This is a genomic window from Pseudomonas putida (assembly GCF_028682175.1).
Classification (GTDB): domain Bacteria; phylum Pseudomonadota; class Gammaproteobacteria; order Pseudomonadales; family Pseudomonadaceae; genus Aquipseudomonas; species Aquipseudomonas putida_AD.
The window spans coordinates 82,018-102,096 of record NZ_JANHKS010000002.1; the positions used below are offsets into that span (position 1 = coordinate 82,018).

Sequence of the window (20,079 nt, forward strand, 5' to 3'; positions counted from 1 at the left end):
GCATTCAGCGCTTGCTGAACGCCAGACGCGCCGCGAACAGCACGAAGATCATGCCCGTGGCGCGGTCCATCCAGGTAATGACCTGCGGACTGCGCAGTACACCGGCAAGAGGCTGCGAGGCGGCGATCAGCGCCAGCGACCAGAGCAACCCAAGCACCACATGAATGCTCACCAGACCGAAGGTCCAGGCCACCAGCGGCTGACCCTGCGGAATGAATTGAGGCAGAAAGGACACGTAGAAAATCCCGATCTTGGGATTGAGCAGATTGCCCAGCATCCCTTTCATGAACCAGTTTGCGTCCGGCTTTGCGGCAGTCGCCTCGGCAGCCAGCGAACGACGGGGGCGCCACAGCATGTTCAGCCCCAGCCAGGCGAGATAGCCCGCGCCGCAGAATTTCAGCACATTGAAGGCAAGCTCGGACACCGCGATCAACGCACCCAGTCCGAAAGCGACCGCCGCCCCCCACAACAGGCACCCGGCATTGATACCCAGTGCCGCCCGAAAAGCCTGAACCCTGCCCTCCACCGTCGCGGTGCGCAACACCAGCGCGGTGTCCAGGCCAGGAGTGAGGGTCAGCACGGTGGCGGCCAGGGTAAAGGCCAGAATATTGTCGGCGATGGACATGGTGCGGGGTCTCGACGGGATGAGCCCGAACGTTAACACGAGTGGTGTTCACCCGGCCTTCTCAGTATTCTGGCAGGCCCGCGCACGCACCATTGCCTCGAATCGAAAACCATGAACCGTCAGAAGAAAATCAAGCAACTGCTCAAGGCCCACGCAAAAAAAGCCAGCGCCAAACTCGCGCCCAAGCGCAAATCGACCTACATCAGCAAGGCCGACCGTTTGAAGCTGGCGGCTGAAGCAGCGCCTGAGGCTGTAACTCCGTCCGAGGAATGACCGCGCGGACCTGGCGGACCACCACGCTCGCGTAGCAGTCCGGCTTGTCGGCGTCGGCGACCTCAGGATCGCTCCCGCGGGCAAGCCCGGCTGCTACGGGGGTCGGGGTGCTCGCGGAATCTGGGCATGGCTGCCGTTCCGTAGCAGCACGGCTTGCCGGCGGGGGCGGACTCAAGATCGCCATCGCCGGCAAGCCGGACTGCTACGGGGATATCGCGCGATTTTGCGCACACCTCGGACGTGGCGCAACAATCCCTAACCCACTCCCACATCAAGGATCGTTGCTGGTACGCGCCGGATGCGGCGGGTCGATCTGCGGATCGGCAAGATCCGGTGAGTCAGGGTCAAACCCCAACTCGTCATCGACGCCCTCCTTCTCTCCTGCCCCGGCGCCACCATTGTCGCGACCGGTTTGCGCATCCTGATCGGACCCAGGATTGCCCGGCGGAGGATTCCAGTCTTCAGGCCGCTCGCCGCTGCCCTGTTTGGGTTCGCTACTGGCCTGCTCAAGGCCCGACTCCTGGCCGGTATCGAATGATTTCTCGTCTGGGCCTGGGTACGCGGCATCTGGCCCGTTGTGGTCGATAGACATGGCAACTCTCCCATCAGTGACGCAGAACACCCGCGCCTATCATTCAGAGGAAATGCCCGAAGGGTAAGTGCACTTGATTCGACGGACGGGGCCTCAAGGCTCGATCAGTGACACACCGCACCCCGATGAAAAACCCTGAAAACCCACCTGCACGCCATACACTTTCAGGCTGCATAGACTTCACTGCTGTTCCCTCGGACGCTGTGCAACACTCGCCTGACTAATTACAAGACAGTTCGTGTGGTGGGGTCTGCTATGAGTTCGCGTGTGCTTGAATTTGATTCACTGGTCACTTCACGTCGGGCAGTTCGTGCATTTTTGCCAACGCCTGTGCCCAAGACCCTGATCAGCGAGATCCTCGACATCGCGCGCCTTGCCCCGAGCAATTCCAATATTCAGCCCTGGAATGTCCATGTACTGACCGGCGAGCCGAAGCAGGCACTGAGCGCTTTGCTGATGGCCGCACACAACGACCCCCATTCGGAACAGCTGACCCATTTTCCAAGTGATCTTGGGCAACGATACCGCCAGCGTCAGGAGCTGTTCGGAGCGCTGTTCTATGGATTGCACCAGGTCGACAAATGCGATGCTGGCGCAAGAGCACGAGTCAGCGGATTGAACTTCGAATTCTTCGGCGCACCGGTGGGACTGATCTTCACCATCGATTCGAACCTGAAAAAATACAGCTGGGTCGACTACGGCATTTTCCTACAGACCCTGATGCTCAGCGCTCAGGCCCGGGGCCTTGCGACCTGCCCTCAAGTCTCCTTCGCTCGCTTTCAAAACCTGATCGGAGACTTCCTGCATCTGGACGACGGGCAGGAGATCGTGTGCGGCATGTCGCTGGGCTATGCCGACGACAACGCGCTGCTCAACTCGCTGCGCATGCCCCGCGCACGGTCCGAAGAGCTGGCGCGATTCATCGGCTTCGATCAGTAATCACGGGAACACTTCACCGTCCCCGTCTTCTGCGTTTCTTCAACCGCAACATGAGGTGTACATCAAGATGGCAGTCAGAATCCTGGCCATGTGTGGCAGTGCGCGTGTAGGTTCCGTGAATCAGAAACTCCTGAATGTCGCCGTGCAAGGCGCATTGGCAGCGGGAGCGGAAGTCACTGTGGTTTCACTGAGGGATTACCCTTTGCCGTTCTACGACAGCGACCTTGAGAAGGAACTGGGCGTTCCCGATCACGCCAGGCGCCTGCAAGCGTTGTTCAGCGAACACGATGCGCTGCTGGTCGCGTCACCTGACTACAACGGTGGCTATCCTGCGCTGTTGAAGAACACCATCGACTGGATGAGCCGTCCGATTGCGCAAGTGCGCTCTGGCATGGCGCTGTTCGCCAATACCCCGGCGGCGGTGATCTCCGCATCGCCGGGGCCCATGGGCGGCATCCGCTCGATGTTGGCGATGCGCGGCGTGTTGGAGAAACTTTGCGCATTGGTCATTCCTCAGAGCTTTACCTTGGGCCAGGCCTATCAGGCGTTCGGCGACAACAACCAGTTGAACAACGAGACTGTTGCCGGCGAAGTCAAAGCCGTGGGTGAGGCACTGGTCAAGTGCTGCCGCGCTGTGCGCCAGGGCTGATTCAACACTCGGTCCACGGGTAGCAGCACGGCTTGCCGGCGAGGCGATGTGTCTATGACGAAGATATCGCCTGACATACCGCTCCGCCGGCAAGCCGTGCTGCTACGGGGAGATCAGCTTTGCTGATTGACGATTGCATTGGCCGCCGCGCTGATCTGGCCATGCAGCCAGCGATGGGCCGGGTCGTTGTCGTTGCTGCTGTGCCAGACCATGTCCACCTGTTGCCGCGCCACGGGGTAAGGCAGTGGCTTGACCACAAATCCCAGGGTTCGGGCGAAGGTTCGGGCCAGTGGCAGCGGCATGATTGCCACAAGCTCACTGTCTTCGAGCAGCATTGGGAGTGCCAGGAAATGAGGCAGCACAATCTGTCTGCGTACCGATAACCCGGCCTGTGCCAGGGCCTGTTCCAGCGCATTGCGATCATACATCTGCGCCTGTCGGGCGAGCCCTCGCTCCAGAATGTAGCCACTGAGCGCGCCCTCGCCATCCCCGCCCAGCGACACCACCGCCAGCGGGTACCTGACCAGGTCCTGCAGCGTCACTGCGCCCGTGCCAAGGGGGTGCTGACGGCTGCACAACAGCACTTCCTCCTGCGACAGCAACGGTATCGTGCGCAGCCGGTCAGGCACGCTGCGATACGCGCCAATGGCCACGTCGATGCACCCCAGATCGATCTGCTCGGCCAGGTCCAGGCGGGTCGATGGGGTGATGATGAGATCGATGTCTGGCGCGGCCTGAGCCAACTGCCGGTTGAGTTGCGGCAGCAAGGTCGCGCAGATGTAGTCGTTGGCAGCCAGGGTGAATGAACGGCTGACGCTATGGGGTTCGAACGCCGAGGCGGCCTGCGCCAGGGCGTTGCTCATGTTGTTGAGCGCGTCACGCAACGGGCCGCTGATTTCGATGGCGAAACTGGTGGGCGTCATGCCCTTTGCCGTGCGCACGAAAATCTCCTGACCCAGGCCTTCACGCAGCCGTGACAAGGCGTGGCTGACCGCTGACTGACTCAGATGCAGACGCTGGCTGGCACGCAGCACACTGCGCTCCTGCATGACCGCGTCGAACACTCTTATCAAGTTCAGATCCAGCTTGTCGAAAGCAATCATCAGGTATCAGTCACATTAAGGTGCGGTCGGTACGAACAATTGTGCCGTGAATTGGAATCCAAGGTTCAATCGATTGCAAGCTGATATTCAAAGGCCCAGGCCATATGAACAGCGTGCAATACGACTCTGCAGAATGATCGTTTTTTGCCTGTTCGCAACTATGGGAAATTATTGATTAATTAAACCCGTGAGGATTGGCAGATGGAAAAGCGCGATCAACTGATTGAGCTGTGCATCGAGTTTCTGGCAACGATAAAAGACAAGACCGCAAGCGCCGATATCGAAAAATGGCTCAACCGTCATTACGGCCCGGACAGCGAGACCTATCGACGCATCGCTGACCTGGTCATCGAAGGCGTCGCCGAGGGCTGGGCGGCCAACATCGAAATCGCAGGGCCCCATTATCGCCGCAGTCGACTCTGTGAACCTTGTGCTGAAACCTTCTATTTCAGCATCACGGCGGTGTACATGGACAGCAAAGGCTTCGAACTGGACAACACCCAGCGCACCTTCCGTGGCGACTACCACAGCCACCCCTATGGCGAGCTGAACATGGTCATTCCCCTGGACAAGGACGCGGTGCTGGCCGGGCCGCTGGGCTGGCAAGGCGCTGGCTGGACGGCACCGTCGCCAGGCAGCCACCACTACCCGGAGGTCAAGAACGGCGCCTTGATCGCCTTCTTCTTCCTGCCTGCAGGCCGCATTTCCTATGACATCAAGGCGCAAGGCTGAGCCCGTCCCGGGGCTGGACGCGATCTGCGCCGACTGGTTGCTGGACCGAGGATCGCTGACCCGCCGGCTGGTTGAAATCGCCGGCCCGTCCTTCGCCGTCGTCACCTTGCGCGAGGAGCCCGGGACGTTGTCGGCAGACGAATGCCAACTGCTGGGCCAGCCACGGGGTGCAGCAGGCTGGATCCGCGAGGTTCACCTGACGGGTTTGGGCCAGCCTCTGATCTTCGCCCGCTCAGTGATGGTTGCCGCCAACGGCAGCGAGGACGCAGCGGCCCCGTTACAACGGGGCAGTGTCCCACTGGGGCAACTGCTGTTCGGCGATACACCCTGGTCACGCAGCGAAATACACCTGTGCCGCGCGCCAGAAAACCATTGGCAACGACACTCCATATTCAGCCGCAAACACCAACACATCCTGGTTCAGGAAGTTTTCCTGCCCGCACTATGGGAGGTGCTCAACCGATAAACAACTTCGTTGCACTGCCAACTTCAATAACAACAATAAGGTACTTTCATGCACACTTCCCAATGCGCGTGCAGGCCTGGCCTGCGCGCCGGCTTTACCCTTTCTCTGGCTCTGGGCGCTGTGTGCGCCAACAACGCCTACGCCGTCGATGCATCCCCTGGTGCCTATATCCCGATCCCTGCCGGAAGTAATCTGGCCTTGCTCTATCTGGGCGGTGGCAAGGCCGGCGAGTTTCAACCGGAGCACGGCCACGCGGTCAGCAAGGGCACGGAGCTGAAAACCCGCATGGGCCTGGTCAGGCTGTTTCATATGTTCGAGGTCGCACAACACCGCGTACAGCTTCAGTTCGGGTTGCCCTTCGGCAGCCAGGACCTGACCTTCAACGGCCGGAAAATCGGCCATGAGAGCGGCTTGTCCGACCCCTACATCGCGGCAACCTTCTGGCCGATCGACGACCCCGAGCACAAGCGCTACCTGTCCTTTACCGGATACATGCTGTTTCCCACAGGCGCCTATGACAGCAAGCAGTCATTGAACATGGGCAACAACCGTTACGCTCACGCCGTCGTGGCGGCTTACTCCCAGGCCTGGGGCCCATGGCGGCTGGAGCTCAACCAGGATGTGACCTGGTACGGCGACAATAACCAGTCCGGCGCCGACAATCGCCGTCTCAAGCAGGACCCGACGTTCAACTTCCAGCCGTGGGTGAGCTACAGCTTCGACAACAAAGTCACCACATCGCTGGGGATTGCACGCACCTGGGGCGGAGAGTCGACGCTTGACGGCGAACCCACCGGCCGACGCACCGACTATCTGCGCGCCCGTGCGGGAATCGGCTATTGGTTGCGCAAGAATATTCATCTGTACACCGAGATCAACCGTGATCTGGAAGTGCGTGGTGGTTACAAGTTCGACTACACCGGTTTCGTGCGTCTAGGCGTGCTGTTTTAAGTGAGGGCGGCGCCCGGCACGGGCGCCGCCATCCCCTCAATACGTATCTGCGTCCAGACCATAAAAAGCCGCCAGATTCATCTGACGGCTCTCTCAAATCAACCCTCTTTCAAGCATTCAAGTCGTGCAGCTGAACCAGCCCCGGCCCCCGGTCGCGGCGCTCGATGACCGCCGCCACCGCCAGAAACCCAATTACCCCCGGCACCGCACACAACACGAAATTGAGTTGCAGTGACAGGTTCATGCTCAGCATCAATCCACCTAGCGCAGGTCCCGCAATCCCGCCCAGGCGCCCCATCGCCGAGCACCAGCTGATGCCGGTTGCCCGAATATCGGTGGGGTATTGCTGCGCCGCAAATCCGTGAATCACCGCCAGGCTGCCGAGCGTCGCTGCCCCTGCAATCAGCAGCACGACGTAGAGCATCACCGGGCCCGGCTTGAGCCCCAGCACCCCAAGGGAAATCACTGACAGCAGCAACAGAATCAACAACGTCGGCTTGGCTCCCCAACGGTCGGCCAGCCAGCCTCCGCCCAGCGCCCCCACTGTCGCGCCCAGGTTCATGGTGACGAGAAATTTCAGCCCGGACACCAAAGGGTATCCGCCCGCGACCATGATCTTCGGCAACCAGGTATTGAGGCCATAGACCATCAGCAGGCACATGGCGAAGCCGATCCACAGCGCCAACGTACGCAGCCCGCGGCCCTCGGTGAACAAGCCCTGGACGCTACCGCCCACCTGCGGGGCATCCACGACCGGCCAGCGCACACTCGCTACGTCCAGGGACGGCTTGATCCGGCGCAACAGCGCAATTGCCGAAGCCTTGTCGCGCCTGACCAGATAAGGCAGCGATTCGGGCAGGTAACCGTACATCCAGGGCAACGTCAGCAGCGGCAGGCCCGCGATGATGAAGGTCGAACGCCATCCGAACCGAGCCAGCACCAGCAGCGCCACCAACGCCGACAGCAGCGCGCCCAAGGAATAGCAGCCCAGCATGATGGTGGTCATGATGTTGCGACGGGCCCTGGGCGCCATGTCGTTGATGAGTGCGACGATATTGGGGATGGTTCCACCCAGTCCGATGCCAGTCACGAACCGCAGCACCGCGAAGCTCCAGGCATCCCACGCGAAGGCGTTGGCAAGCGCTGTCAGGCTGCCCAGGCCAATCGCGACCAGGATGACCTTGCGCCGCCCGAAACGGTCAGCCAGCGGGCCGAGGGTCAACGCACCGAACATCATTCCGAACAGTGCGGCACTTCCCATCCAGCCTGCCTGCACGGCGGGTAGAGACCATTGTTCCATCAGGTGAGGCACGACCGATCCGTAAATGACCAGGTCATAGCCGTCAAACAGCATGATGAAAGAACACCAGAACAGCAGACCGTAATGGAACCGGTTCACTGGCGCCGTTGCAGCGACTTCAAGTGCGTCGTGATGTGCCATGGAAAAAATCTCTTATTGTTGTAGGAATACAGCCAAAACCCGGCAGTGCCGCGCGAACTCGCGCCAGCACCGGTAGGCAATCAAAGAGTTGCGGACGATCTGGTTACTTCGTCCAGTGAGAGCACAGCATCAGGCTGCAAAGATTGACCCGTTGAAAGTCCGGATTCTTGTAGGCAAGGAAGTCATCGTTGAAGGTGCCAAAGGTGGTCGCAGGCCGGAGTTTCATGCCGTCGTAGAACACATCGATCATCTGCTGCGCAAAATCGGCCTCACGGGGAAACACATCCAGAACGGCGGCGCGCTCCTCATCCGTGAAGCGTTCGAAACCGCGCCCTGCCACATCCATACCCGCCCCTGCCTGCGTCAGCGCGATCTCCGGGCCCATGTGTTCCGCAATGCCGGGAGTGGTGTGCAACGCAACGGCATTCCAGACCTTCTCGGTATCGGCTGCAGAGATGCCATGCCCGCGCAGGAAGTCACGAGCGGCATTGGCGCCATCCACTTCAAAACGCAGGTCGCTGTTGTGGTAAGGCTGGGTCAATCCCACGTCATGGAACATGGCCGCTGCGTAAAGCAGCTCCGGGTCGAAATTCAACTGCCTTTGCACGCCCAGCCTGGCGCCCCAGCAGTAGACGCGACACGAGTGCCTGAACAGCAGCTCACTCTCACAATCGCAAACATATTGCGTGATCTCGCGCGCCAGTGAGCTGTCGGGAATCTTGATACCCAGGCCAGCTAACCGGCCAGTATCCGAGTGTCGGTTGAAAGTCATAAGTGATGCTTCCGCACGTAAGAATGAAATAGGCAAGTTATTGCGTGCCGAGAGCATTCTTACGGGGTGGGTTGGCAAACAAGAAGTGCAATTTCAGCAACACCGCAATGCACGATGTGCATACATCGCGCAGGCGAAGCACATATGCGCACATGCACGATGTGCATTTTCAGAGTGTAGAAAGTTCACTTCTGGACATCATCCGCGCAGCGTAGGTTGGCGGCACAGAAATCATCAACCAGTCGGATCTGAACCATGACAAACCATCCCGCGCCTGCGACGAATGAAGTGTCCGAAGTCGAGCGGATCATGAAGAGTCGTTTTGCCAACCGCTTCTATGTAGATCGTGCAGTCGACGTTGAGACCATTCGAGGCATTCTCGATGCGGCACGCTACGCAGGCACCGGCGCAAACGTGCAGCCATGGCGGGCCTACGTCACCACCGGCGCGGTGAAAGACGCGCTGACCGCAGCCCTCAGCGACGTGCACGCCACCGCTCCAGGCGCCCATCGGTCCGAGTTCAGCTACTTTCCGGATCCACTGCCGGAGCCCTTTGCCTCCCGCCGACGCGAATTCGGCTCGCTCTTCTACGGCTCTTTGAACATTGCCGCCGATGACGTTGCCGCACGGGCGGAGCAGACCACCCGCAACTGCCGTTTTTTCGATGCTCCGGTTGCCTTGATCTTCACCATCGACCGCCGCCTGGAGAAAGGCAGCTGGCTGGACCTGGGCATGTTCATCCAGAACATCATGCTCGCGGCCAAGGCCCGAGGCCTGGATACCTGCACCCAGGAATTTCTCTCGCGCTACCACCTGGTGATCCGCGATCACCTGCCCCTGGCTGCCGAGGAAATGGTGGTTTGCAGCATGGCGATTGGCTTTGGCGATCCGCAATGGGCACAGCAGCGTCCACAGATGCCCAAGGCACCGATTGAAGCCTTCGCTTCGCTGCATGGTTTCTGAGCACCAAACGACCGCGTACTTCTCACCCGTAATCGAGCAAAACGACATGAACTCTCTTCAAGGGCACGCGCTGAAGCGGTGCTTCCGCTTACCCATGACAGCACTGATCGCCGCTACCTGCCTCTGCACTTCGAACCTGACCCACGCCGATGAACAGTCGGCTCCCGACGACTACTTTCATACCGGCGCCGGCAATCATTATCTGCATCGAGCGGATGGCGCCATCGTCACCGAAACCCTGCGCGATGGCATCAGTGTGCTGGAAGGTTCAGGCGCCAATATCGTGGTGCTGTCCGGCAAACAGGGCAAGTTCCTGGTCGACGCGGGTATCAGCAAATCCGCTGACAAGGTCAAGGCCGCGTTGCTCCAGATCAGTCCTGCACCGGTCAAGTACGTGGTCAATACCCACTGGCATTGGGACCACGTCGACGGCAATGCCGCAATGCATGCCGCTGGTGCGACCATCGTGGCGCAGGCCAACACCCTGCATCACCTGTCGAGCACCACCCACGTCAACGACTGGAACTGGACCTTCGAGCCTGTTCCGCTTGGGGCACGCCCGACACTGCTGGTCGATGACCTGAAGGAGTTCACGTTCGCCGGCAGTAAGATCAAGGTCGAGCACTTCGGCCCCGGACATACGGACGGCGACCTGTGGGTCTATTTCGAAAAAGCCGATGTCCTGGCGATGGGCGACACCTTCTGGAATGCGGGTTATCCATTTATCGATAACGACGACGGAGGCAGCATCGACGCCGCCATCCAGTGGGCGAACAAGGCCATCGAACGTACCACTGCGCACACCATCGTGATTCCCGGCCATGGCCCGGTGGGTACCCGCGCGCAAGTGATCGAGTTTCGCGACATGCTGGTACAGGTGCGCGATAACGTCGCTGAACTCAAACACCAGGGCAAATCACTGGATGAGGTGATCGCTGCGAAACCCACTGCAACCTTTGACCAGAAATGGGGCCATTTCGTGATCGGGCCGGATCACTTCGTCAAGCTGGTGTACGCCGGGCTCAAGTGATGCACTGCTCGCTCATTGAAACGATCCACTCATGCAGTTGCTGAGCGCCGGGGCTGAGGGTTTTCTCTTTGCCGTGAACCAGATAGTACCCCTTGCCCGTGCGCAGCGGCTGGGTGAACACCTGCACCAGCCGGCCCTGTTCCAGATCATCTTCCACCAACCAGGGGCTGGTCAGTACCAGCCCTTGTCCGCGCCGGGCGGCGTCGATGGCCAGCTCCGACTGGTCAAAGCGCAGGCCGCTTTTCTTGCCGTTCGATTCGACCCCTGCATCCGCCAGCCAGCGCGACCAGTTGGCGTGTGAGGTGATGTGCAGCAGCGTTGCCTGTTGCACATCCTCAACCCCGCGCAGCGGCAGGCGATCACGGTACTGCGGGCTGCAAAAGACGCTCACCTCATCGCGCAGCAACAGCGATGCGTGCAGCGTGTCCGTCTTGCCGTCAAAGTGTCGAACCGCCAGATCGTAGGGGCCGCTCACGACATCGACGGCCTTCTCTGCGGCATTGATCCGCAGCTGCAAATCAGGCAGTGCCTGGGTGAGATCGGCCATGCGCCGGGCGAACCAGGTGTTGGCAAACGCAGGCGGCATGGAGAGCGACACCTGCAGGGCGCCTCTGCCCTGCAGCGATGCGCTGGCTTCATCGATCTGCTCCAGCGCCGGCCTGACTTGCTGCCAGTAGCGCAGTGCCTCTTCGGTCGGTTGCAGCTTGCGCACGCTGCGCACGAACAACGGAATGCCCAGCCATTGCTCCAGCTTGCGAAGTTGCTGGCCTATGGCGCCAGGGGTGACGAAGAGCACTTCAGCGGCCAGTGTGGCGCTGCCCGTGCGCATCACGGCATCGAAACAGGCGATGGCCTTCAGGGGAGTATCCGCGCGCATGATGCAGTTTTTCTCTTCCATAGCGTCAAGACAGATGATTTGTAACGCGCCTGCGTAGCCGAGACAATGGATTATCGAGAATTGACAGAGAATGAGTGTGCACGTGAGAAAACCAGTGGATGGCCCGGCGATGCTGATCATGACCCTGCTGTGCCTGGCCTGGGGCGCGCAACAGGTCGCCATCAAGGCCATTGCCGGCGATGTGGACCCGATGATGCAGGTGGGCTTGCGCTCGGCGATTGCGGCAGGTCTGGTCTGGCTCGTCGGCCGAAAAATCGTGGGTGAAGCCTGGTTGCCGGGGCTCTGGTGTCGCTCCGGCCTGATCGTCGGGCTGCTGTTCGCCGCAGAGTTTCTGTTCATTGCCGAAGGTCTGTTGCGCACGACAGCGTCGCACATGGCAGTTTTTCTCTACACGGCGCCGCTGTTCGCCGCCATCGGGCTGCACATCCGCTTGCCTGACGAACGCCTCGGGCCTCGACAATGGCTGGGTATCGCGCTGGCGTTCATCGGCATCGCCATCACCTTTCTTGCACCACGGGGTGACACACAAGACGCCGCCCCGCTATTACAAGGCTTGCTGGGCGATGCGATGGGGTTGTGCGCAGGCGCGGCCTGGGGCATGACCACAGTGGCCGTACGCACCAGCAAGCTCAGCGAAGCCCCGGCCACGCAGACCCTGTACTACCAGCTCATGGGCGCATCGTTGGTGTTGCTGCCCGTTGCATTCATCACGGGCAAGGCCGGCATGGTGCTTAACGGGGTAGCCTGGGCGAGCCTGGTGTTTCAGACACTGGTGGTAGCGTTTGCCAGTTACCTGATCTGGTTCTGGATGCTCAGGCGCTATCTGGCCGCGCGCCTTGGGGTGATGGCGTTCATGACGCCGCTGTTCGGGGTGCTGATCGGCATGTGGCTGCTGGATGAGACCACCAGCGACGGTTTTATCCTGGGTGCGGTGCTTTCATTGGTCGGGCTGCTGGTGGTCAACATCAAGTCGGCCCGTGAGCATCGCTCGCCAGCACGCTGCAATGACTACGCTCTCGACAAACAATCAGAATGAGGACACTCGATGAAAGGCTACTGGATCATTTTTGGCTCGGACGTGACGGATACCGAAGCTCAGCAGGAGTACGGCAGGCTCTGGGCGCCCATCGCAGAGAAATACAGCGCAAGGCTCAAGGCACCCAACGCCCAGACGTTCATCGAAACCCGCGATACACGCCGTGTCGTCATCGTCGAATTTCCCAGCTATGCCCAGGCCAAGGCGTGCTACGACGATTCCGCCTATCAGCAGGCCAAGGTATTGGCCCTGCGGGCGTCCAGCCGGGAAATGATCATCATCGAAGCTGATCTGGGCTGACGGGCTGCGCGGTCGGTGCCAGGGGCGATTTCAAGTACGTCCCCGCGGGCAAGCCCGGCTGCTACGGCCTTTCGAACCCGCCACAAACCTGTAGGAGCGCGCTTGCCCGCGACGGCGGTGGGTCATTCAACGTCGCGGCGCCGGACCTGACGCGGTCGCGGGCAAGCGCGCTCCTACGGGGATCGGCAGTCCGGCTTGCCGGCGATTGCGCACTCGGAATCGCTGACGCCGGCAAGCCGGACTGCTACACAGCGTCGTGTTTCAGCTCACCGGCGCGGCATCCCTGCGATCACCATGATTTCAATACGATAATGCTCCTTGGCCATAGGCGCCGCTACGCACGCGCGGACAGGTGCCTGCACGCCATCGAGCCAGGCGTCCCAAAGCTGGTTCATCGCCGCATAATCGGCCATGTCCTTGAGCCAGATCTGTGCGCTTAGCAACTGGCCCTTGTCGCTGCCAGCCCGTTCCAGGGCCTGATCGATCTGTTCCAGCACATCAGCGGTCTGGGCCTGAATATCGCCGTCGACGATTTGCGACACCTTGCCCGACAGGTAAACGGTCTGGTTGTAAATGGCAGCTTCGCTGAAACGTGGGGTGGTGCCGATTTTCTGGATCGTTTCCAACATTGCAATGCTCTCGGTCAGATGAGGAAGTATCAGATGTTGTCGCTCGCGCCAGCCCCAGCACCTGTCAGGCGCGAGGCTTCAGAGGCAGGCACGTAGGTGCGCGCTGCCAGGCTGTCGAGGTAGTCATGCACGCTGGTGGCGAGGGTCGGGATCGAGCGCTTCGGCGTCTGTCCAAAATCACTGGCCGTCGCGATGCACCGGCAACTGACGCTTTCGACCTGCTGGCTGTCGAAGCTCTCACCCCCTATCAGCAGCCACTCCCCGTTCGGTGAAAACTCAAGCACGCAGCCCTGCCATGCCACTCGCAGCACCACGCCCAACTGCTTGGCACTGGCGCTGGCAAAAGGCATCAGCAACCGCGGGTGACTCACGTTGCCCAGCAGAATCTCGCCCTTTTCGCGTAACAGGTATGCATGGTCGCTCAGCGTCACCCCGGCGATCAGCGGGCACATCGCGCCGTGCTCCGACGCCCAACGAGCGGCGCCGATGTCAGGGATCAGTTGCGAATACGCGCGACCATCGTCCTGACGCAATTGCGCAGCCAGCAGCTGCGGTCCGTCCAGGCCGTTGCCGCTGAGCCAGCGTGCGGCCTTGCCGGCCTCTTCAGCCAGCCCCCAGGACAATCCCGCACCGCGAGCAGCCTTCTTGCAGAGGTTTTCGATTTCATTCAACGAGGCATTCACGATGCTGCTCCTCAAGGTCGAGACGCGGGCAGGACCAGTCGTCCGCCGGCAGGGTCGCCAGTTCATGGGGGAACGGCGCACCCTGATACAGGGTGATTCGCACCCAGCGATCCGAGCGCGGATCAAAGTGCGTGGCGCCGAAAAACGACAGCTTGCAGCGCAGCAGGTCGATCGGCAGCAGGGCCTCATCGATCAGGTTGTCCTGAATGTCTGCGTAGGGGAACGCCGGCGCCAGCTGTGCCCTGCGCACCGCATGACGATGTTCCGGATGCTGGAGCAGGAACCCCGCCAGCCGTTGTTCATCCCCATAACCGGCCAACGCAGCCTGCAAGCGGCGGATGTCCCGGGCCACGGCCAAGGGCTGTTCAAGCTCCTGCCCCGGCTCGTTGAAGCGCTGACCGATTCGAGGTTCGAGCTTTTCTTCGGACACGTACCAGAACAGCGCCTGGCTGCTCTCGCGGGAAAAATCGATACCGGCAACCCAGCTGTAGTGCGCCCGCAGGATGTCCCGCAACTGCCCTACGCTCATGCCACCGTCGATCACGAAACTCTGCTGCTCGTCCGCGTGCATGCCCTCGCCCAGCTCGTCCACCAGATCGGCGTAAGGCTCCAGCAGCAACGACACCAGGCACTCCTGCGCCTCCAGCGACAGCGCGGACTCAGCCCATCGATAGAGCCCATCCCAGGGCGCGGGCTGATCCAGCATCCCGTCGTCCAGCTGGCGTTGAACCCACGACAGATCCTCCTGCAACTGCAGGATGCGTGCGCGTTGCAGCTCGTGTTCGCTGTGCCAGTTTCTGACGCTGGCCTGGGCCCGCTTCAGGTAGTCGGCAAACACCCGGCGTTCCTCGGCACTGGCTCGCTGCACCCCGCGAACCCGTTGCAACGCGGTCTCCCGTGCGCTGACCCAGTTGTTCAACAGCACCGGGTGGTTGAGCAGAAACGGCGCCATGCCCAGACCTGTGGAGTTGCCGATGCCAAAGCGGCGGCGCAACTCCGGTGCCAGCGCCACGGCACGCTGCGGTGCGCGGACCCGGGCCAAGTGCTCCACCAGATCGAGGGTAAAGGCGCGGATCAGATACACAGTGAGCATTTCGGCCTGAAACGGTGCCGCGAGCTCCGCCCGGTCAGCGATGCTTTCGCGGTCTGCGGCTCCGAACTTGCCACTGCCATAGACCGCAGTGGTGCGCATCAGATAGCCCACTTCATCGATGGCCTCGCGCTCCGGCTGGTGACCTTCGGATAGAGCCTGCACGACATGGTCGAACAGCCGCACCGAGCGGTTGGCCCGTGCCATGCACAGTTCTCGGGACGAAACACGCCCGGCTTCCTGGCGTGGCACGTTGGCTTCCAGCCGCGCCAGATCATCGGCATCGGGAATTCCGTCAAACAGCGCAAAAGTCGCATCCCAGGCCGTGGCGATGACCCGGTCCGAGCGCAGCGCCGGGTCCAGGTCATGGGCGAAGGCCACGAGGCTGTAGCTGCGTTGCGGACCGGTCGCGGTGTACACGGCTCGCCCTACGCCCTGATTGTCGACCGTCCATACCGAACGCTGAAACTGCCAGCGCTCGGCCTTCAGGCGGCGCAGCAACTGGCGCATGAACGACAAACGGGATTGGTGGAAGGCGCCCAGTCGCGAAGCTTTCATGACGGTGGACGGTGATCGCATGTTCATTCAGTTCACTCCCTGCTCGCGGGCCATCTGCCTGGCAATACGGATCGCATCCCAGACCGACGGCAGAATCAGCAGGGAAACCGGGACAGCCGTGATCACGATGAACGACTGCAACGCACTCACGCCACCCTGGCCGAGCGTGATCAGGGTGGCCCCGACCAGGCCCATGCCTGCGCCCCAGAACACCCGCAGCCAGGCCGGCGATTCACCTTCGCCGCGGCTGACCGCCATGGCCACCGTGTAGGACATCGAGCCGGCGCTGGTCACCACCGAGAAGAAGCTGAGAAACAGAAACAGCGCAGAAATCAGGTTCGGCATGGGCATCGACTGGGCAACGCCGAGCAACAGCGCTTCGGGCTGCACGCCATGGCTGATCACACTGCCGGGGGACTGCAGCTCCACGCCGATCCCGGTGCCACCCACAAGCGTGAACCAGATCATGGTAATCACCGGTGCGGCCACGGACATCAGGGTAATCACTTCGCGAATGGTCCGGCCACGAGACACCTTGGCCACGTAGATGCCCATCATCGGCGCGTAACCGATGAACCAGCCCCAGTAGAACAGCGTCCAGCCATTGAGCCATGAACTGTCGTCGCGGTACATGGCCGTCTGGAAGAAGCGGGTGACGTGCAGCGCCAGGCTCTGGGCGAAGGTCTCGGAAAGAAACAGCGTCGGACCGAAGATGAACAGGAACGCCGCCAGGCCCAGCATCAGCCACACATGCACCTTGCTCACCAGGCGCAGCCCGCCCAGCCCGATCACACAGGACAGGGTGTAGATCACCGTCACGGCGAGGATCACCATCGACTGGACCATGATGGTGTTCGGCACACCCCACACCGAATGCAGCACAAAGGAGATCTGCAAGCCCAGAAACCCCACCGGGCCGATGGTACCGGCGACCACCGCGATGATCGCCGAGGCGTCAGCGAACACGGCAATCGGGCCCTTAAGTGCACGCTTGCCCAGCAACGGATAGAGCAAGGTGCGTGGCATCAATGGCAGGTTCTTTTCGTGATGCAGGTACATGTAGACCACGGTCAGCAGGCTGCCGAGCACGGCCCATGCCATGAAGCCCCAGTGCAGGAACGATTGTGACAAGGCCGCCACGCCCGCAGGGGCGGTTTTCGCCACTACGCCAAAGTAAGGCGGCGGCGTGATGAAATGCATCATGGGCTCAGCGGCCGCCCAGAATGCGCCACCACCGGCCAGCAGAGCGCACATGATCATCGACACCCAGTTGAAAGTGCTGATGCTCGGTCTGTGCGTCACGCCACCCAGACGAACCCGCCCCAGACGGCTGTAGCCGATGTACAGGCTGGCGGCAAAGGTCGCCAGCATCAGGACCTGCCAATACAACCCGAAGAATCGTGTGCTCCAGGAAAAGGCGGTGCCGATCAGTGAAGAAAGCGTGTCCAGGTCGATCAGGGCAATGACCAGGAACAGCAGGAAGAATCCGCCGCTGATCCAGAATATCGACCAGTCGAGCGCATCTGCCGGGCTGTTGTGCCGTGCAGCTGTCTTGATTCCCGCGTTGATTTCGCCAGGGATTTCCATAGTGCCTCCGCAAAGTGATGGCATTCGCTGATAATTGTTATGGGTGCGTTTATTGTTCTTGGTGCTTTGCGATGCCCTTGGCAGGGCTTGCGTCAGGTCAAACTGTCAATGCGCGGGAACCTCAGACCGCGATCCCGCATGACGAAGCGCAGGATTGGGCAGGTGCCTGAACCTGCTGCTGCGCCGGGGTGAAGCTCTCCTCGAAGAACCGCAGCCAGTTGCCGCCCATGATCGCGGCGGTGTCGGCTGCGCTGAAGCCAACGGCGTGCAGCCCCGACTCGATGTTGTGAAAGTCGCGGTTATCACGGAACCACTGCGGCTGGTCGGGAAACCCCGGCTGCGCCTTGGAGCCTTCGCCGTAATCGACTTCCAGGGTCCAGCGCCCCACGCGCATCCAGTCCACCACGCTGTTGGGCTGGTCTTGGCAGAGGTCCGAGCCGATGCCCAGATGCTCGACGCCCATCAGGTCAGCGCAGCGCGCGATCATTTCGCAGAAGCTCTGCACCGTGCAGTCGCTCTTGTCCTTGAGGTGATGGGGGTACAACGAGAAGCCGAACATGCCGCCGCTCTCCCCCAGCGCCTTGAGCACCGCGTCCGATTTATTGCGCAGGGCCGCATGCCAGAAGCCGGGGTTGGCGTGGGTAATGGCGATCGGGCGCCGGGAAAGCTCGATGGCTTCCAGGGTCGAGCGTTCGGCCGAGTGGGACATGTCCACCACCAGCCCTACCCGGTTCATCTCGCGGATCACCTGCTTGCCCATGCGGGTCAGGCCCGGATCGTTCTGCTCGTAACACCCGGTCGCCAGCAGCGACTGGTTGTTGTAGGTCAGCTGCATGAAGCGCGCGCCGAGGCTATGCACCACCTCGACAAGGCCGATGTCATCTTCGATCGGCGACGGATTCTGGAAGCCGAAGAAGATCGCCGTGCGCCCGGTCTGCCGCGCCAGGGCGATGTCACTGGCCCATTTGCCGTGCAGGATCAGGTGCCCGTAGCGCTGGAATCGTTGGTTCCAGGCTTCGATGTTGGCGACCATCTCGCGAAAGTTCTCGTGGTAGGCGATGGTCACGTGCACCGCGTCGACACCGCCGGCGCGCATCTGCTGGAAGATTTTCTCCGACCAGTTGTCGTACTGCATGCCGTCGATCCGCGGCCCACGGGCATCGAATGTCTGCGCCAGGCTCATAGCGGTGCTCCTGCGGCGATGTAGCCGGTCTTGACGTGGGTGTAGAACTCGACGGCCGAGCGGCCTTGTTCTCGGGGGCCGTAGCTTGAGTCCCCGCGCCCGCCGAAAGGCACGTGGTAGTCGGTGCCTGCGGTGGGCAAGTTGACCATCACGCAGCCGACCCGGGCGTTGCGCCGGAAGTGAGTGGCGCGGGCCAGCGAGCGGGTCATGATGCCGGCGGTCAGGCCGAACCGTGTGTCGTTGACCAGGCTCAGCGCCTCGTCGTAACTGCCAGCCTTGATCACACAGGCAATCGGCCCGAACAGCTCTTCGCGATTGATGCGCATACTGTTATGGCCACCGATGAACAGCGCCGGTGCCTGGTAGAACCCTGGCGTGGACCGCTCAAGGCGCTGGCCGCCGGTCAACAGTTCGGCGCCTTCCTCACGGCCCAGACGGATGTTCGACAGGTTGGCCTGCAACTGCGCCTCACTGGCCACCGGGCCGAGCTGGGTGCCGGTTTCCAGGGCATGACCGACCTTCAGCGCTTCTGTCGCCGCAAGCAGCTTCTCGACAAAGGCGTCATGAATGTCCGCGTGCACGATCAGCCGCGACGACGCCGTGCATTTCTGTCCGGTGCCACCAAAGGCGCCGTTCACCGCGCAGCTCACGGCCAGGTCCAGGTTGGCATCGTCCATCACCGCCAGGGCGTTCTTGGAGCCCATCTCCAGTTGGACCTTGGTCAGATTGGCCGCCGCCGAAGCGGCGATGCCCTTGCCCACATCCACGGAACCGGTGAACGAAATGGCGCCGACGCCGGGATGTTCGATCAGCGCCTGACCGATCTCGGCCCCTGCGCCCATTACCAGATTGAACAGGCCCTTGGGCAGGTCCTGACGGGAGATGATTTCCGCCAGAATCACCGCGCTGGCCGGGGTCAGGTTGGCGGGCTTCCAGACTACGGCATTGCCGAACGCCAGCGCCGGGGCGATCTTCCAGCAGGAGGTGGCCATGGGGAAATTCCACGGCGAGATGATCGCCACCACACCCACCGGCTCGCGACGGATATCGATCTCGATGCCATCGCGCACTGAATCGGCCGTGTGGCCCAACTGGCGCAGGGTTTCGGCAGCGTAGTAAGTGAAGAATTGCCCGGCGCGATACACCTCGCCACGGCCCTCAGCGTGGGGCTTGCCCTCTTCACGGGACAGTACCTGGCCGATTTCCTCGGCGCGCTTGATCAGCTCCTCTCCGATGCTCATCAGCACCTTGTAGCGCTGTTCGATCCCGCTGCGAGCCCAGACTTTCTGCGCGTCGTGGGCGGCGGCAACCGCACTGTCCAGTTGCGCCCTGGAGGCCTGGGCGTACATGCCAATCAGATCGTTGGTGTCCGAAGGGCTGCGATTTTCAATCTCGTTGACGCCTGCAAGCCACTGGCCGGCGATGTAGTTGCACTGTATCTGACTCATGAAACTCTCCTGAGCGGCACACTCGGCGGGACGGCGCCTCGGTGTGGTTTGAGAGAATTATGAGCCGGTGACAATTTAAGTAAATCTAATATAATTTAACGCTTGTTAAGTATTATTTAAGCGGAAATCCC

General features: G+C 61.3%; 22 protein-coding genes. 10 read left to right on the forward strand and 12 right to left on the reverse strand.

All coding sequences use genetic code 11. The features are described 5' to 3' along the window. Window positions 1-4: 4 nt before the first annotated feature. Window positions 5-625 (reverse strand): LysE family translocator, encoded by a 621-nt coding sequence (locus tag NPS29_RS01940; RefSeq protein WP_274130384.1) that lies wholly within the window; start codon window positions 623-625, stop codon window positions 5-7. 111 nt (window positions 626-736) lie between these two features. On the opposite strand from NPS29_RS01940, the gene NPS29_RS01945 reads away from it, so the two are divergent. Next, window positions 737-898 (forward strand): DUF2986 domain-containing protein, encoded by a 162-nt coding sequence (locus tag NPS29_RS01945; RefSeq protein WP_274130385.1) that lies wholly within the window; start codon window positions 737-739, stop codon window positions 896-898. 271 nt (window positions 899-1,169) lie between these two features. On the opposite strand, the gene NPS29_RS28785 is transcribed toward NPS29_RS01945, so the two are convergent. Further along, the gene (locus NPS29_RS28785) at window positions 1,170-1,490 is read right to left on the reverse strand and encodes a DUF6021 family protein (RefSeq protein WP_400779825.1); all 321 of its coding nucleotides are present in this window, start codon (window positions 1,488-1,490) and stop codon (window positions 1,170-1,172) included. 267 nt (window positions 1,491-1,757) lie between these two features. Between NPS29_RS28785 and NPS29_RS01955 the strand changes: the two genes are divergently transcribed. Then, window positions 1,758-2,429 carry a nitroreductase gene (locus NPS29_RS01955; protein WP_274130387.1) on the forward strand — a complete coding sequence of 224 codons (672 nt, stop codon included), beginning with the start codon at window positions 1,758-1,760 and terminating at the stop codon, window positions 2,427-2,429. Between the two features lie 67 nt (window positions 2,430-2,496). Then, window positions 2,497-3,078, forward strand: coding sequence for an NADPH-dependent FMN reductase (locus tag NPS29_RS01960; protein ID WP_274130388.1), 582 nt, complete (start codon window positions 2,497-2,499; stop codon window positions 3,076-3,078). Between the two features lie 113 nt (window positions 3,079-3,191). Here the strand turns inward: NPS29_RS01960 and NPS29_RS01965 are convergent, their stop codons facing one another. Further along, window positions 3,192-4,181, reverse strand: coding sequence for a LysR substrate-binding domain-containing protein (locus tag NPS29_RS01965; RefSeq protein ID WP_274130389.1), 990 nt, complete (start codon window positions 4,179-4,181; stop codon window positions 3,192-3,194). Window positions 4,182-4,382: 201 nt separating this feature from the next. On the opposite strand from NPS29_RS01965, the gene NPS29_RS01970 reads away from it, so the two are divergent. Genes NPS29_RS01970 through NPS29_RS01980 form a run of 3 tightly spaced genes read left to right on the forward strand, consistent with a single transcriptional unit; the run spans window position 4,383 to window position 6,330 of the window. Then, complete coding sequence (locus NPS29_RS01970) at window positions 4,383-4,913, forward strand: DUF4863 family protein (protein ID WP_274130390.1); 531 nt, start codon at window positions 4,383-4,385, stop codon at window positions 4,911-4,913. Continuing rightward, window positions 4,891-5,379, forward strand: a complete 489-nt coding sequence (locus tag NPS29_RS01975) for a chorismate--pyruvate lyase family protein (protein WP_274130391.1) — start codon at window positions 4,891-4,893, stop codon at window positions 5,377-5,379. The genes NPS29_RS01970 and NPS29_RS01975 overlap by 23 nt, the downstream gene beginning before the upstream one ends. A gap of 48 nt (window positions 5,380-5,427) precedes the next feature. Then, entirely contained in the window at window positions 5,428-6,330 is a 903-nt protein-coding gene (locus NPS29_RS01980; RefSeq protein ID WP_274130392.1) for a transporter, read from the forward strand. A 109-nt stretch (window positions 6,331-6,439) separates the two neighbouring features. Here NPS29_RS01980 and NPS29_RS01985 read toward each other — a convergent pair whose 3' ends face one another. Continuing rightward, a complete protein-coding gene (locus NPS29_RS01985) occupies window positions 6,440-7,771 on the reverse strand; it encodes an MFS transporter (protein ID WP_274130393.1) in 1,332 nt (443 codons plus the stop codon). Between the two features lie 103 nt (window positions 7,772-7,874). Beyond that, entirely contained in the window at window positions 7,875-8,579 is a 705-nt protein-coding gene (locus NPS29_RS01990; protein WP_274130394.1) for an HD domain-containing protein, read from the reverse strand. Window positions 8,580-8,798: 219 nt separating this feature from the next. Here NPS29_RS01990 and NPS29_RS01995 point away from each other — a divergent pair, with 219 nt between their 5' ends. Beyond that, a complete protein-coding gene (locus NPS29_RS01995) occupies window positions 8,799-9,506 on the forward strand; it encodes a nitroreductase (RefSeq protein WP_274130396.1) in 708 nt (235 codons plus the stop codon). A gap of 94 nt (window positions 9,507-9,600) precedes the next feature. Then, window positions 9,601-10,536 (forward strand): MBL fold metallo-hydrolase, encoded by a 936-nt coding sequence (locus tag NPS29_RS02000; protein ID WP_274130397.1) that lies wholly within the window; start codon window positions 9,601-9,603, stop codon window positions 10,534-10,536. Here the strand turns inward: NPS29_RS02000 and NPS29_RS02005 are convergent. Beyond that, window positions 10,529-11,413, reverse strand: coding sequence for a LysR substrate-binding domain-containing protein (locus NPS29_RS02005; RefSeq protein ID WP_274130398.1), 885 nt, complete (start codon window positions 11,411-11,413; stop codon window positions 10,529-10,531). The genes NPS29_RS02000 and NPS29_RS02005 overlap by 8 nt on opposite strands. A gap of 97 nt (window positions 11,414-11,510) precedes the next feature. On the opposite strand from NPS29_RS02005, the gene NPS29_RS02010 reads away from it, so the two are divergent. Next, the gene (locus tag NPS29_RS02010) at window positions 11,511-12,470 is read left to right on the forward strand and encodes a DMT family transporter (protein WP_274130399.1); all 960 of its coding nucleotides are present in this window, start codon (window positions 11,511-11,513) and stop codon (window positions 12,468-12,470) included. Window positions 12,471-12,479: 9 nt separating this feature from the next. Beyond that, on the forward strand, window positions 12,480-12,770 hold the full coding sequence (locus NPS29_RS02015; RefSeq protein ID WP_274130400.1) for a DUF1330 domain-containing protein: 291 nt from the start codon (window positions 12,480-12,482) through the stop codon (window positions 12,768-12,770). A 266-nt stretch (window positions 12,771-13,036) separates the two neighbouring features. Here the strand turns inward: NPS29_RS02015 and NPS29_RS02020 are convergent, their stop codons facing one another. From NPS29_RS02020 to NPS29_RS02045, 6 genes are all read right to left on the reverse strand, one after another. Further along, a complete protein-coding gene (locus NPS29_RS02020; protein ID WP_274130401.1) occupies window positions 13,037-13,399 on the reverse strand; it encodes a RidA family protein in 363 nt (120 codons plus the stop codon). Window positions 13,400-13,428: 29 nt separating this feature from the next. Further along, window positions 13,429-14,082: a DUF3726 domain-containing protein gene (locus NPS29_RS02025; protein ID WP_274130402.1), complete on the reverse strand. Its 654-nt coding sequence runs from the start codon at window positions 14,080-14,082 to the stop codon at window positions 13,429-13,431. Beyond that, window positions 14,063-15,757 (reverse strand): hypothetical protein, encoded by a 1,695-nt coding sequence (locus tag NPS29_RS02030; protein ID WP_274130403.1) that lies wholly within the window; start codon window positions 15,755-15,757, stop codon window positions 14,063-14,065. Before NPS29_RS02030 ends, NPS29_RS02025 begins: the two co-directional genes overlap by 20 nt. After that, window positions 15,758-17,317 carry a BCCT family transporter gene (locus NPS29_RS02035; protein WP_274130404.1) on the reverse strand — a complete coding sequence of 520 codons (1,560 nt, stop codon included), beginning with the start codon at window positions 17,315-17,317 and terminating at the stop codon, window positions 15,758-15,760. A gap of 121 nt (window positions 17,318-17,438) precedes the next feature. Next, complete coding sequence (locus NPS29_RS02040; RefSeq protein WP_274130405.1) at window positions 17,439-18,500, reverse strand: membrane dipeptidase; 1,062 nt, start codon at window positions 18,498-18,500, stop codon at window positions 17,439-17,441. Further along, complete coding sequence (locus tag NPS29_RS02045; protein WP_274130406.1) at window positions 18,497-19,948, reverse strand: aldehyde dehydrogenase family protein; 1,452 nt, start codon at window positions 19,946-19,948, stop codon at window positions 18,497-18,499. The genes NPS29_RS02040 and NPS29_RS02045 overlap by 4 nt, the downstream gene beginning before the upstream one ends. Window positions 19,949-20,079 lie beyond the last annotated feature (131 nt).